This window comes from Cryobacterium sp. TMS1-13-1 (genome assembly GCF_004403125.1).
In the GTDB taxonomy this organism is placed as follows: domain Bacteria; phylum Actinomycetota; class Actinomycetes; order Actinomycetales; family Microbacteriaceae; genus Cryobacterium; species Cryobacterium levicorallinum.
Genome location: NZ_SOGX01000006.1, coordinates 95747 through 108669, shown reverse-complemented (window position 1 = coordinate 108669; position 12923 = coordinate 95747). Strand labels below are relative to the sequence as shown.

The 12923-nt window shown below is 66.1% G+C and carries 13 protein-coding genes and 1 pseudogene; 8 read left to right on the top strand and 6 right to left on the bottom strand.

Going from position 1 to position 12923, the window contains the following annotated elements:
- The first annotated feature begins 19 nt into the window (after positions 1–19).
- Together E3T31_RS05160 and E3T31_RS05155 are read left to right on the top strand one after the other, a co-directional pair.
- On the top strand, positions 20–1009 hold the full coding sequence (locus E3T31_RS05160) for a DMT family transporter (protein WP_134467785.1): 990 nt from the start codon (positions 20–22) through the stop codon (positions 1007–1009).
- A 67-nt stretch (positions 1010–1076) separates the two neighbouring features.
- On the top strand, positions 1077–1730 hold the full coding sequence (locus E3T31_RS05155; RefSeq protein WP_134467784.1) for a YigZ family protein: 654 nt from the start codon (positions 1077–1079) through the stop codon (positions 1728–1730).
- 40 nt (positions 1731–1770) lie between these two features.
- Here the strand turns inward: E3T31_RS05155 and E3T31_RS05150 are convergent, their stop codons facing one another.
- A complete protein-coding gene (locus E3T31_RS05150; RefSeq protein WP_134467783.1) occupies positions 1771–2427 on the bottom strand; it encodes a response regulator transcription factor in 657 nt (218 codons plus the stop codon).
- A complete protein-coding gene (locus tag E3T31_RS05145; protein ID WP_134467782.1) occupies positions 2418–3695 on the bottom strand; it encodes a sensor histidine kinase in 1278 nt (425 codons plus the stop codon). Before E3T31_RS05145 ends, E3T31_RS05150 begins: the two co-directional genes overlap by 10 nt.
- A gap of 475 nt (positions 3696–4170) precedes the next feature.
- Here E3T31_RS05145 and E3T31_RS05140 point away from each other — a divergent pair, with 475 nt between their 5' ends.
- Together E3T31_RS05140 and E3T31_RS05135 are read left to right on the top strand one after the other, a co-directional pair.
- Positions 4171–4539, top strand: coding sequence for a hypothetical protein (locus tag E3T31_RS05140; protein ID WP_134467781.1), 369 nt, complete (start codon positions 4171–4173; stop codon positions 4537–4539).
- Between the two features lie 35 nt (positions 4540–4574).
- Entirely contained in the window at positions 4575–5603 is a 1029-nt protein-coding gene (locus E3T31_RS05135) for an NADPH:quinone reductase (protein ID WP_134467780.1), read from the top strand.
- A 296-nt stretch (positions 5604–5899) separates the two neighbouring features.
- On the opposite strand, the gene E3T31_RS05130 is transcribed toward E3T31_RS05135, so the two are convergent.
- Positions 5900–7774: a DEAD/DEAH box helicase gene (locus tag E3T31_RS05130; protein WP_134467779.1), complete on the bottom strand. Its 1875-nt coding sequence runs from the start codon at positions 7772–7774 to the stop codon at positions 5900–5902.
- 227 nt (positions 7775–8001) lie between these two features.
- Here E3T31_RS05130 and E3T31_RS05125 point away from each other — a divergent pair, with 227 nt between their 5' ends.
- Entirely contained in the window at positions 8002–8433 is a 432-nt protein-coding gene (locus E3T31_RS05125) for a VOC family protein (RefSeq protein WP_092451521.1), read from the top strand.
- A gap of 3 nt (positions 8434–8436) precedes the next feature.
- Here the strand turns inward: E3T31_RS05125 and E3T31_RS05120 are convergent, their stop codons facing one another.
- A complete protein-coding gene (locus E3T31_RS05120) occupies positions 8437–9213 on the bottom strand; it encodes an alpha/beta fold hydrolase (RefSeq protein ID WP_134467778.1) in 777 nt (258 codons plus the stop codon).
- A gap of 146 nt (positions 9214–9359) precedes the next feature.
- Here E3T31_RS05120 and E3T31_RS05115 point away from each other — a divergent pair, with 146 nt between their 5' ends.
- Entirely contained in the window at positions 9360–9989 is a 630-nt protein-coding gene (locus tag E3T31_RS05115; RefSeq protein WP_134467777.1) for a phosphoribosyltransferase, read from the top strand.
- A gap of 355 nt (positions 9990–10344) precedes the next feature.
- The gene (locus E3T31_RS05110; protein ID WP_198416976.1) at positions 10345–10746 is read left to right on the top strand and encodes an ankyrin repeat domain-containing protein; all 402 of its coding nucleotides are present in this window, start codon (positions 10345–10347) and stop codon (positions 10744–10746) included.
- A gap of 55 nt (positions 10747–10801) precedes the next feature.
- On the opposite strand, the gene E3T31_RS05105 is transcribed toward E3T31_RS05110, so the two are convergent.
- Positions 10802–11341 (bottom strand): hypothetical protein, encoded by a 540-nt coding sequence (locus tag E3T31_RS05105; RefSeq protein WP_134467776.1) that lies wholly within the window; start codon positions 11339–11341, stop codon positions 10802–10804.
- Positions 11342–11610: 269 nt separating this feature from the next.
- Positions 11611–12372: a FadR/GntR family transcriptional regulator gene (locus E3T31_RS05100; RefSeq protein ID WP_166788391.1), complete on the bottom strand. Its 762-nt coding sequence runs from the start codon at positions 12370–12372 to the stop codon at positions 11611–11613.
- 135 nt (positions 12373–12507) lie between these two features.
- Here E3T31_RS05100 and E3T31_RS05095 point away from each other — a divergent pair.
- Positions 12508–12918 (top strand): annotated as a pseudogene (locus E3T31_RS05095) (phosphogluconate dehydrogenase C-terminal domain-containing protein); the annotation flags it as partial.
- Positions 12919–12923 lie beyond the last annotated feature (5 nt).

The following is a 12923-nucleotide window of genomic DNA, read 5'->3' as shown; positions in this document are numbered from 1 at the left end:
ATGACAGAAGGGCGCCTCCGTGAAGCTGACGTCAATCCCTGGCGGCCTCGCCGTCGCGGTGCTCTCGGCCGTCTCGTTCGGCACCTCCGGCGCGCTCGTCAAGCCCCTGCTCGAGGCCGGATGGTCGCCGGCCGCCGCCGTCACGGTTCGCGCCTTCACCGCCGGACTCGTGCTGCTGCCCCTGGCCGTCATGGCATTGCGGGGGCGCTGGGCCGCCCTATGGCTCGGGCGTTGGAGGGTACTCGGCATGGGCGTCGTCGGCGTGGCGTGCACCCAACTCGCCTACTTCGCCGCCATTTCGACCATCCCGGTCTCGACCGCGCTGCTCATCGAATTTCTGGCACCGCTCATTCTGGTCGGCGTCGCCTGGGCCGTTTCCAAGCGGATGCCCCGCCCGGCCGTGTTCCTCGGCTCGGCCCTCGCAGTCGGCGGCCTGGTGCTGGTGATCGGGCCCGGAGCGATCCAGGCGGTCGATCCGATCGGCCTGACCTTCGCGTTTCTCGCCGCGATTGGCTGCGCCGCCTATTTCTTCATTGCCGCGCGCCCGGACCGCGACCTGCCGGCCGTCGCGCTCGCGGCCTTCGGCCTGATCGTTGGAGGCATCATTCTCGGTCTGCTCGGGGTTACCGGCCTGCTGCCGATCACGGCAACCTTTGGCGACCTGCCGCTGTTCGGCGCGCTGGCGCCGTGGTGGGTGCCGCTGGTGCTGCTCGTGCTCGTCAGCACCGCCGTCGCGTATGGCACCGGAATCACTGCGGCTGGCGTGCTCGGCTCCCGGCTCGCGTCCTTCGTCGGACTGCTCGAGGTAGTCTTCGCCTCGCTGTTCGCGTGGCTGCTGCTCGGCGAGCAGCTCAGCCCGCTGCAGTTACTCGGCGGGCTGCTGATCCTCGGTGGAATCGCTGCGGTGCGGTCTGAGCGCGCCGAGGGCCTGCCATCAATAGCGCCGCTCCATCACGACACCGCGGCCGCCGCCTCCGAGGAGGCGACGGCCGCGGCATCCACTCACTGAGTCGTTAGCCGTCGAACGCGACGAGGTGGCGCTCGGAACCGCACCGGACATGCGGGAGACTGGACCCATGTCCGATCTCACCCTGCGCGGCGGCGTCGGCAGCCGCGTTGACACCGAGATCGAGGTCAAACGGTCCCGGTTCCTGTGCCGAATGGTGCGCACCGAAACCGAGGATGCCGCGCACGCTGCCGTCGAAGAAGCCCGCTCGGAGCACTGGAAGGCTCGCCACCACTGCTCGGCGTTCGTCCTCGGGCCGGGCGGTGCTCCCGACCAGGTACGCCGCTCGAATGATGACGGTGAGCCGTCGGGAACGGCGGGTCGGCCCATGCTCGAGGCACTGGCGGGGCGTGGCTTCGTCGACTGCGTGGCCGTTGTCACGCGCTATTTCGGGGGCACCCTGCTCGGTGCCGGCGGACTCGTGCGCGCCTACTCCGAGGCCGTGCTGACCACGATCGACTCGGCGCATTCCCGGGGGCTCGTCGTCGGGCGTGAACGCCGCGAACTGTTCACGCTCGCGCTGTCCCACGCGGATGCCGGTCGCATCGAGGCCGAGCTACGCCAGCGGGGCGTGCTCGTGCTCGGCACAGACTACGGTCGCGAAGCGGTGCTCCGGTTGGCCGATGATGACCCCGAACGGCTCGCCGCGGTCGTGGCGGGGGTGACGGCTGGAAGCGCCGAACTCGAGTCGGTCGGCCACGAATGGGTCGACGTCCCGGCATGACCATGCCATTCGATCCGACTTGCGGCCGGGACGGCTGGCGTCAGGCGAGGCCGGCGTCGTGGATGCAACGGGCGATGTGCACCCGGTTGGCCGCGTCCAGTTTCGTGAACAGATGACCGACGTGAGTCTTAACCGTCGCGACGCCCATGAACAGCTCGGCGGCGATCTCGGCGTTGGACAGCCCACGCGCGATCGCGATCGCCACCTCGGTTTCGCGTTCGGTGAGTCGACCGAGCAAGGCTTGGGCGCGCTGCTGCCGGTCGTCCGGCGCACGAATCACCCTCGCGATGAGCTGTGCAGTGACGCTCGGGGAAAGCATCGGGTCCCCGTTGGCTACCCGGCGTATGGCGGCGACGAGCTCGGCCGGTGGCGTGTCCTTCAGAAGAAAACCCGCTGCACCGTGCCGCAGCGCGGTGAGCACCATATCGTCCGTGTCGAAGGTCGTCAGCACGATCACCCTGGCCGGATCGCCGCGCTCCTGCAGGGCACGGGTGGCCGCAAGACCATCCATCCGCGGCATACGGATATCCATGAGCACCACGTCGGGCGCCTCTCGGCCGATGAGTTCCAGCGCCGCGAGCCCGTCGCCGGCCTCCCCGACGATCTCGATCGCCGGGTCTCCGCCGAGGATCAGGCGCAGGCCGGTTCGCACCAAGGCGTCGTCGTCGGCGAGCACAATACGCACGGTCAGGTCCATGGCAACCATGCTTGCAGAAGAAACGAGCCATCCGGTTCGATGCCGTGCCTTATCCGGCCGCCAGCGAGTTCGGCGCGTTCCTGCAAACCGATCAGGCCGACGCCGCTCCCGGTTGCGTCGGTCCAGCGTGACCGAATGCTTGGGGTCGCGACCTCATTGCGCACTTCGAGGTGCAGCAGGTCTTCGATGCGCTCGAGCCGGAGGGTGACCGGCTGACCCGGCGCGTGTTTGCGCGAGTTGGTGAGTGCCTCCTGCACGAAGCGATAGGCGGTGCGGGACACGGTTTGAGACGGCCCCGGCGTTGCCTGGTCTGACCCGGCCGAACCGGGGGCATCCGTTTCATCGAGCGTCACCCTTGTGCCAGCCTCGCGCGCCTCGGCCAGCAGTGCAGGAAGGTCAGCCAGCGTCGGCTGGGCCGGTTCGGGTTGCCCCGCCACAGTAGTGGCTTGCCCGCCGCGCAACACGCCGAGCACCTGCCGCAGCTCGGTCAGGGCGAGGTGGGCGTTGTCCTGGATGATGCCGGCTGCCTGCACCGTCTCCTCCCGGGTGAGGTCGGTTCGGTAGGTGAGTGCGCCGGCGTGCAGGGCGACGAGGGAAATGCGGTGCGCGAGTACGTCATGCATTTCGCGGGCGATGCGAGTGCGCTCGGCGTCGCGGGCTGACGCGGCGCGAAGTGTCTGCTCGCGTTCGGCGTTTAGGGCACGCTCGCGGAGGGTGGTCAGCAGGTCGCGGCGCGCTCCGATGTAGAACCCGGTGGCCACGCAAATGGCGTAGATCGCGATCGCCAGACCACCGGATGCCCACGGCGCCGGATAGAGAGTGAGATCGGCCAGGCTCGCCCGCACGATCACCTCATAGAAGACGGTGGCCAGGCCCCAGATTACGCCGACGACAATGACGCCTTTCCAGCGGCGCCGGGTGCTCATCGAAATTGCAGCCCAGATGGCCGCCGCGAACGAGGACGCCGACACGGCCGACAGAGCAGCGGTCACGGCGGCGATCAATACCGGTTGCCGGCGACGCAGAGGGAGCAGGCACAGCGCGACCGCGCCGAGGACGAAGTCCAGAAGGATCAGACCGCCGAGCAGATCTTCCGACACCTGGGCGTCGGAGAATGCCCCCGAATAGTCGGCGAAGACCAGAACCAGGATGACAAAGGAAGCCAGGGCGGTCGCGAGGTACCGCCAGATGCGCGACCAGGGCCGCAGTCGCGGAGCCTGTCCGGAGTCGATTGCGTTGGTTTCGGTGGGAGGGGGCCGGGGGATCATTCTCCCCAGCGTACGGTCGTGCTTCCAGCCCGGCCTCCACCCGTGGTCTGCTTCGCCTGCAACTAAAAGTGGAGACGACGAAGGCCCCGGGGCCGATCCGCCCGTGCGGGGCCGCCGCAACCATGGAGGAATGATCAACGCAGAACAAACTAGCGAACCCTGGAACGGAGTAGGTCGTGATCCTGGGAATTATCGTCGTCTGTGAAATTGGGTTCTGGGCTGTCATCGTGCTCGGATTGTTCGCCCGCTACATCCTGAAAACACCGCGTTTCTAAAACACCGCGCTTCGGTCTCGCCCTGCTCTCGATGCCTCCCATCATCGACCTCGTGCTCCTGATCACGACCGCCGTGCATCTTCGGTCGGGGGCCGAGGCGGAGTGGGCCACCGGCCGCGGAAATGCTGGAGTTAGCTCGACCACGGTTCACGTTCGCGCCGCGCCGCGTAACGTTGGACAGCCCACCAGAAAGCCGCACGATGACGCACACCCCGACGAACACACCCGACACCGGCCTGACCGCCGCGAGCACCGAGGCCCTGAGCGTGCGCGCCCTGTACGAAATTCTTGAACAACGATTCAACGGCAAGACCTGGTCGCTGAACGAAATGGCGATCGGATACACCAACGATGTCGGCTACATCGGCCGCCTGCTGCTCGCCCACGACGGAACCTGGCCAATCGACGGCGACGCGACCGCCGAACTGAAGCACAAACTGGCGGAATCGCTCTGGTGGACCTTCGTGCTGGCCAGCAAGCTCGACATTGATATCGACCAGGCCTTCAGTGAGACCATGAGCACTATTCGCACCAACCTGGAAGCCACGATCGAACGAACCGCGCTTTAGGGAAACATTCCCGCGCCTCAAGCGTTAGGTTTCACATGAAGACGATTGTGTATAGCGAAACCGGTGACCCGTCCGTGCTCCACCTGGTTGATCGGCCGGTGAGTGAGCCCGGAGCCGGCGAAGTGCGCGTGCGAATCGTGGTGGGCGGGGTGAATCCTACCGACTGGAAGTCGCGCCGTGGCGCGCGCCCGGGGGAATCCCTCGCGTTCCCTGACGTGGTCCCGAACCAGGACGGTTCCGGGCTCGTCGACGCGGTCGGCTCCGGTGTCTCGAATGTGGCCGTCGGCGATCGCGTCTGGCTCGCCCTCGCCGCCTACCAGCGGGCCGCCGGCGGAACCGCGCAGGAGTACGCCGTGCTCCCGGCTGAACGCGTCTTTCTGCTGCCCTCCTCGGCGAGTTTTGATCAGGGCGCGTGCCTTGGTGTGCCAGCGATCACCGCTTACCGGGCGCTCACTGTCGCCGAGGATGGACCGCGGCGGCTGCATCCCGGCGCGCTCGACGGCAGGATCGTGCTCGTCGCGGGTGGTGCAGGCGCCGTCGGCCATGCCGCCATCCAACTCGCCCGCTGGGCAGGAGCGACCGTGATCACGACGGTGAGCGGGCCGCCCAAGGCAGCGCTCGCGGCGGCAGCCGGCGCACACCATGTGCTTACCTACACCGGCCCCGATGTCGCCGCTGAAATCCGAGCCATCGCACCCGACGGCGTCGACCTCATCGTCGAGGTAGCCCCGGCCCAGAACTCCGAACTCGACCTGGCGGTCATCCGTAACCGCGGATCGATCGCCGTCTACGCCAACAACGGCGGCGACCAGATGACCCTCGACGTGCGTAAACACTTCAGTCTCAACGTGCGCTACCAGTTCGTACTGCTCTACACAGTGGGCATCGAGGTCGTGCAGCAGGCCGCTGCCGCCATCAACGAAGCCCTTGTTGACGGCGCTTTGCCCGTCGGATCGGATGCGGGACTGCCGCTGCACCGCTTCGAGCTGGCCCACACCGCGGATGCCCACGCCCTCGTCGAAAGCGGGGTCACCGGAAAGGTGCTCATCGACGTGTCAGCGTGATCCACGGTGGCTAAATCAGGAAATCCGGTAGGTGTGGGCTTTGGCCGGCCGGAGACGGGGCGGTTCGAGCCTGATCGGCTGCCGAGTTTCCTGAAGTGGCCACCATTGGCCAGGTACATGAACTGACCCGGCGCATAACTCCTGCAATTTGCGGGGCGCACACTGAACATCCGTGTGTTTCTAAGGGTGTCGAGGCGGGCCCGGTACGAATTGCAGGAGTTATGCGCGCCGTCCGGTGGCTAAATGTGCAGAAAGCCCCCTCGCCGCGAACGGTGAGGGGGCCTCTGAAGCAGGTTCTAGTACTCGCGGCGCGGCGCGCGCGGCGGGCGGTCGCCCTGCTCGGCGGAGCGTGAGGCTCCGCCCTTGTCGGCACGCAGCTCGATCAGCTTGCCGCTGATGCGGGTGTTCTCCAGCTTGGAGAACACGTCGCCCGTCAAGTCAGCGGGCAACTCGACCAGGGAGAACTCGGGCAGAATCTTAATGTGGCCGAAGTCGTCGCGGCTCAGGCCACCCTCGTTGGCGAGGGCTCCGACGATCTGACGCGGCTCCACCTTGTGACGCTTGCCGACCTCGATGCGGTACTGGGCCATCGGCTTGCCGCTGGAGCGAATCGGGCGTTCGCTGCGCACCGGACGATCGTCGCGGGCGCCGTAGCTGCCCCGATCGTCCCGGCTGCCACGGTCGTCGCGACCAAAACGGTCTGAGCGGTCGGGGCGGTCCGAACGACCGCCACGCTCGGGACGATCGCCGCGCTGCTCGGAGCGTTCGACCCGCTCGTCGCGTTCGAGGCGCTGCTGGGCGCGAACATCCTCGGCTGAGAGCAGCAGGGGCGTCTCGCCCTGTCCGACCACGGCGAGGGCCGCAGCCACATCGACCTCGGGCACGTCGTGGTGCGACACATAGTGCGCGATGATGTCGCGGAACTTGCTGATCCGGTCGGTCTCGTCGAGCGCCGCGGTGATGGCATCGTCGAAGCGCGTCAGGCGCGTCACATTGACGTCCTCAACGCTCGGCAGCTGCATCTGGGTCAGCGGCTGGCGAGTGGCCTTCTCGATCGCGGAGAGCAGGCGACGTTCGCGCGGCGTGACGAAGCTGATCGCTGCGCCCGAGCGGCCAGCACGGCCGGTACGGCCGATGCGGTGCACATACGACTCGGTGTCGATCGGAATGTCGTAGTTGACCACGTGGCTGATGCGCTCGACGTCGAGGCCGCGAGCGGCGACATCCGTTGCGACGAGAATGTCGAGCTTGCCGCTCTTGAGCTGGTTGATGGTGCGTTCGCGCTGCACCTGCTGCACGTCACCGTTGATCGCCATGGCGGAATAACCGCGCGCACGCAGCTTCTCGGCCAGCAACTCGGTCTCGTTCTTAGTGCGGGCGAAGATGATCATGCCCTCGAAGTTCTCGACTTCGAGAATGCGGGTGAGCGCGTCGAGCTTCTGCGGGTACGACACCATCAGGTAGCGCTGGGTGGTGTTCGCGCTGGTCGTGGTCTTGCTCTTGACCGTGATCTCTTCGGGATCGTGCAGGTACTTCTTGGAGATGCGGCGAATCTGAGCCGGCATCGTGGCCGAGAACAGTGCGACCTGCTTGTCGTCCGGGGTATCGGCGAGAATCGTCTCGATGTCCTCGACGAAGCCCATGTTGAGCATCTCGTCGGCCTCATCGAGCACCAAAAACTTCAGCTCTGAGAGGTCGAGGGTGCCCTTGGCGAGGTGGTCCATGATGCGACCGGGAGTACCGACGACGATGTGCACCCCACGGCGCAGGGCCGACAGCTGCTGGCCGTAGCCCTGTCCGCCGTAGACCGGCAGCACGTGTACGCCGCGCATGTGGGCGGCGTACTTCTCGAACGCCTCACAGACCTGCAGCGCGAGCTCACGCGTGGGCGCAAGCACGAGGGCCTGCGGGTTCTTCTGGGACAGGTCGAGCCGGTTCAGAATCGGCAGCGCGAACGCGGCCGTCTTGCCGGTGCCGGTCTGGGCGAGTCCGACAACGTCCAGGCCCTCCAGCAGCGGGGGAATAGTGGCGGCCTGAATGGCCGAGGGGGTTTCGTAGCCGACGGCTTTGAGCGCCTTGAGCATGGCGTCATTGAGTCCGAGATCGGCAAATGTCTTGGTTGCAGTGGCAGTTTCTGCCTCGTTCTGCGCTGTGGTGTCTGGTGCGGTCATAGTACCAACGGTAGTCGAAGACAGGGCCCCCGGTGTAAAGGCTCGTCGACGAACCTTGAAGCGGATGCCCGGGGCCGCAGCATCCGCATTCTTCCGCCGACGTCTGCTCGTCTGGGCCATCCGGACCGCGGCCAATAGGGTCGGTATCGGACCGGTCTGGAAACGGTCGACGGCGGTCACGCCCCGGGGCTAGTTCACAGCACGGGCGCCTCTGTGAGACTGGACCCATGGAACAACGCGTGAACTTCATTACCCTAGCCACGAGCGACCTCGAGGCCGTACGCACGTTTTATCGCGACGGCCTCGGCTGGACGCCGCTCGTGGACGTTCCCGGTGAGATCGTGTTCTTCCAGGTCGGACCCGGCCTGATGCTTGGGCTCTTCGATGCCGAGAAATTCGACGCAGACCTGCAACGCGAACACACGACCACCGGCGCGACCGGCGTCACCCTCTCGCACAACCTCGACAGCCGGGACGAAGTCACCACAACGGTTGCGGCGATGGCGGCCGCCGGCGGTACCGTACTGAAACCCGCTCAGGACGGCGCCTTCGGCGGCATCTTCCACGGCCACGTCGCCGACCCGAACGGCGTAATCTGGGAGATCGCGCACAACCCCGGCTGGCATGTCGACGACGATGGAACCGTCTCGTTCGGCTAGGGCCTAAGCCTTCAGGAACGCGATTGCCGCCTCGCGGAAGGCGCGTGACGTTGGCGCGTTGAAGTGATTGCGGCCCGGAATCTCAAAGAAGCCACCGTTCGGCGTCACCCCGGCCAGCGCGCGCGACGCGTCCAGAATGCTGTCTTCGCTTCCGGTCGCGAACAGCAGTGGCTGCTCTGGGGCGTTCGCAGCGCCGGGCTGCGGGCCGCCGCGCATACCCTCGACCAGGGCGACGAGGGCCGCGAGATCGTTGCCCGGCAATGCCTTCGCCATCGTGAGGTAGGCGCCGGTGAGCCGGTCGGTGACGTCGGCTCCGTGTTCGAGGTGGGCGCGGGCATCCGCTATTTGAAAGCGTTTGAGCGGGTCACCGTCGGGGATTCCGCCAAGAACGGCGTGCGTGATGCGGCCGCCGAGATCCTGGGCGGCCTGCCAGCCGACCCGTGCACCGAGTGAGTAGCCGACGTAGCGCACCTCGGTGAGCAGGTACGCGTCGAGTACGGCTTCGACGTCGGCGACGAGTAGCTCCATCGTGTACGCGTCGGGGGAGTGCGGCTTGTCGCTGGCGCCGTGGCCGCGCTGGTCGATGCCGATCACGTGAAAGCCAGCCCGGGTCAGGTCACGGGTCCATCCCGTGGCGTGCCAGTTGGCGATCGCACTCGAGGCGAAGCCGTGCACGACGAACACGGTCGGGTACTCCGGGTCGCCGAGCTCGTAGGTGGCGAGCTGCACGCCGTCCGGCGACAGAACGAAAAGGTGCTCGGGGGCGGTTCGGTGCGACATTCCCCCATTTCACCACGGATGCCGCGGCCCCGGTTCCCCAGATTTGCCCACGCTGCCCTCCCCGTGGCCCCGCGCGGAGACTATTCTGGGCCGCATGTCCACACTGCGACTGGAAGCGGTAGCGTGACGGAAAGAACGGTGAGGTCGTGTTCGCTAATAGAGCGGATGCCGGGCGCCAGCTGGCCGCCCGGCTCGAGTACCTGCGACCCTGCGACCCCGTCGTCGTCGGGTTGCCGCGCGGGGGAGTGCCTGTTGCGTTCGAAGTGGCGCGGGCGCTGCACGCGCCACTGGACGTCATCGTGGTGCGCAAGCTCGGCGTGCCGATGGATTCTGAGGTGGCCATGGGTGCCATCGGCGAGAACGGTGTGCGGGTGCTCAACGATGAGGTCCTCCGGCAGGTTGGCGTGAGCGCGGCAGCCCTGAGCACGGTCGAACAGCGGGAACGGGCGCAGCTCGAAGCCCGGGAAACCCTGTTTCGTGGCGGTCGGAAGCGGGTCGCGCTCCAGGGGCGGGTGGTGATCATTGTGGATGACGGCATCGCAACGGGTGCCACCGCGCGAGTCGCCTGTCAGGTGGCTCGACGGCTCGGCGCTCGCCGGGTGGTGGTGGCAGCCCCCGTTGCGCCAGGGGGAGCGGCGCTTCGGCTGGGCGCTGACGACATCGTCTGCGTGTTGCAACCGCCGCAGTTCTGGGCGGTCGGAGCACACTATCGGGACTTCAGAGCAACGACCGATGCCGAGGTGGTGGCGTTGCTCGCCGCGGGGATGGTCAGCTGACCGGGAGCAGGGCGGATTGCACGATGACGTAATTCTGAATGGTGCCGTCGTCGTAGTACACGGACAGCCACAGGTACCCGTTCATCGGCGTCGACGTAAGCACCTGCGGTTGATTGAGTGCAGTTTGAATCTCCGTCAGGGGGGCCTCGTCGCTCGCGCACGCGGTCAGGCTGAGCAGGCCGGTGGCGATAATAGCGGCGAAGAGGAGCGGTCGAGGTCTGATGCTCTGAGTGTGGCATCGACCAGGAACTGCCGCCAGCTCGCTCGATGTTGGTCGGGGGAATCGTGACTTTTTCGCGATCACGGGCAGCCGCCGGTTACGCTGGAGACACATTTTAGCGAGCGGGAGCACTCAGTGAACGAGAACACATCCGGGCCGAGCCCGCAGGTCATCGAGGGCGTTTTCGACCTCGCCCGCGACGGCTTGACCGGTCCGCTGGGTGAAATGCTCGACGCCGGGGTGTCCATCAATATGGTCAACCCGCGCGGAGACACGCTGTTGATCGTCGCGGCCTATCAGCAGCACCCCGAGACCGTCGCTGACCTGCTTCGCCGCGGGGCGGACGCATCCGCAATTAATGCGATGGGCCAAACCGCCATCTCGTGCGCGGTCTTTCGCAACAATGAGGCGATTCTGCGATTGCTCCTGGAAGCGGATGCCGACCCTCGCCTCGGCACACACAGTGGCGTCGCCATCGCCGACCAGTTCGGGCTGCCGCGCATGCGCGAGATCATCGAGTCGTACCCGCGCGACTGAACGCCAGGAAGGGCGCCTCCCGAAGGGGAGACGCCCTGGCTGCTAAGCGGTTTGGTTAGCGACCGAGGCCGAGTCCGAGATCGCCGAGAACGTCGTTGACGATCGAGTCGACCGAGCCGTCGATGTCGCCGCCATCAACGCCATCGATGTCGGTGCCGTTGCCGGCGTCGACCGGAGCCTCGATCGGTGCTACCACGTCGGTGCCGTTCCCGACGGATGCGTCGTTGCCGACCTCGTTGCCCGAGGCGACATCGCCGATGTCGTTCGTGAGCGAGTCGTCAATGAGCGGGCCGTTGACGACGCCACCGTTCAAGGTGTCACCGTTGCCGAAGCCGCCGACGGAGGTGTCGTTGCCGAGCACACCGTTGCCCGTCGCCTCGTTGCCGGAGAGGTTGAACAGGTCACCGATGATGTCCAGGCGGTTCTGTTCGGAGGAGTTGTCGGTGCTCGTGCTCGTCGTGGTGCTCGTGCTGTCACCCGTGAATGCTTGGGCGGGAGCGACGAAACCACCGATGATGAGAGCGGATGCCGCGGCGCCGGTGATTCCCAGCGCCGTGATCTTGCGAACGTTCGTGTGCTTCGTGATCGTGTTCATGAGAGCTCCTAATCGTTGTTCTGTTCCAGCCTCGAGTTGTTTTCGGGCCGCACAGATGATCCGGAGCCCCGGCGATCCGGGTTTGGTCGACTCGTCTACAACGGGCCCACTGGACCGTTCGGCACGCTCACGGAACGACCGCAGATCGCCGCGACGAGCGGCATCCACTCGCCGTCGCGGCGAAACCTGAGAAGACGCTGGCAGCCGCACTCTGAAAGAGAGGCAGTGCCGGAAGCGGCAGCAGGCTCGATGGCACCACCTGCGGTGGCTCAATTCCCAAGTGGCCCGGTGGCAGGAGGCTCGGTCGGTCCAGCCAGGCGAGCACTTGCGGTACGCATATGCGTCACCATTGCGGTGGCGGCCGCTTCGGAATCACCCGCGGCGATAGCCTCATAGACGGCGGCGTGTTCCACAATCGCCAATCTTGCGTGCTCGTCGTCTTGAACAGACCGGTCCGACCAGACACGCAGGAGCGAGCGGATGCTCTGCAGCAGATCCAGAAGTACCGTGTTGTCGGTACTCTGCGCCAGTTCCAGGTGAAACTGGAGATCAGCTTCGACGAACGCCGAGAGGTCGGATGCGGACAATCGCATTTTCTCCAGATGGCCGTGCAGACGCGCGATCGCAGCGGGGGGCATCCGTTCGGTGGCTAGGCGAGCGGCATAAATTTCGAGTGCCCCCCGCACCTCGGCCAGTTCGGCCGTGCGTGATTTGTTGAGCATCATTCCCCAGCTCAATGTCTGGGGGAGCAGCTCACTGGCGTTTCCGCGCAGGTAGGTGCCCGAACCGGGCCTGACGTCGACGACCCCCAAAATTTCCAGAGCGGCGAGTGCCTCCCGCACGGCCGACCGACCGACCGCCAGGGTCGCGGCGAGCTGCCGTTCCGGAGGAAGCCTGGTGCCGGACGCGATGGACCCCTCGGTAAATAGTTCCAGAAGCTTGGTCGCGACGGCTGCGGACGGCGAGCCAGGCCCCATGGCACCAAGGGCGGCGCTGATGGTGTCGGTTTCGTTGGTCGCGTATGCGGGCACGTCGTTACGTTATCAAACAGCGTGGCCGCCGACCGGTCACTTCGCCGCATTTGGTCAACCGGTTGACAGATATGCGTTGAGGATTGCATACTTAACTGGCCCAGCGCTGGTGTCTCAAGTGTTCGAGACCTGAAAGTCGCCCACCCGTGCCACCCCTCCATTTTTCTGCAGCGCCACACCGCGGAAGAATATGCCGACACGTTCGGTGGCATCGCCGCGCCGCAAGATGTCATTGCTGCCATTGAAACGGATGACGAGAGCAAGCGTGTCATCGCCGAGACGGCCATCCGCGTGATTTACGCTCCGGTCATCGACGTGCACTGGGTCACCGTCAAGCAGCTCGCCCAGCTCGAGCCGACCCTGGTGGAGACCATCGCCTGCATGATCGGCGGACTGCTCAGGGAAGCCCTCAGCGAAGCAGTGGACACCATGGGCGTTCCCGAACCCGCTGCCCGCGCGATTCTGCTCGGCCACACCCAGGTCGCCCTCGCCAATTCTGAGCAACCGCATCGGAATCGTTGTGTTGCATCCGCCAACTCTGGCCGGCCAGG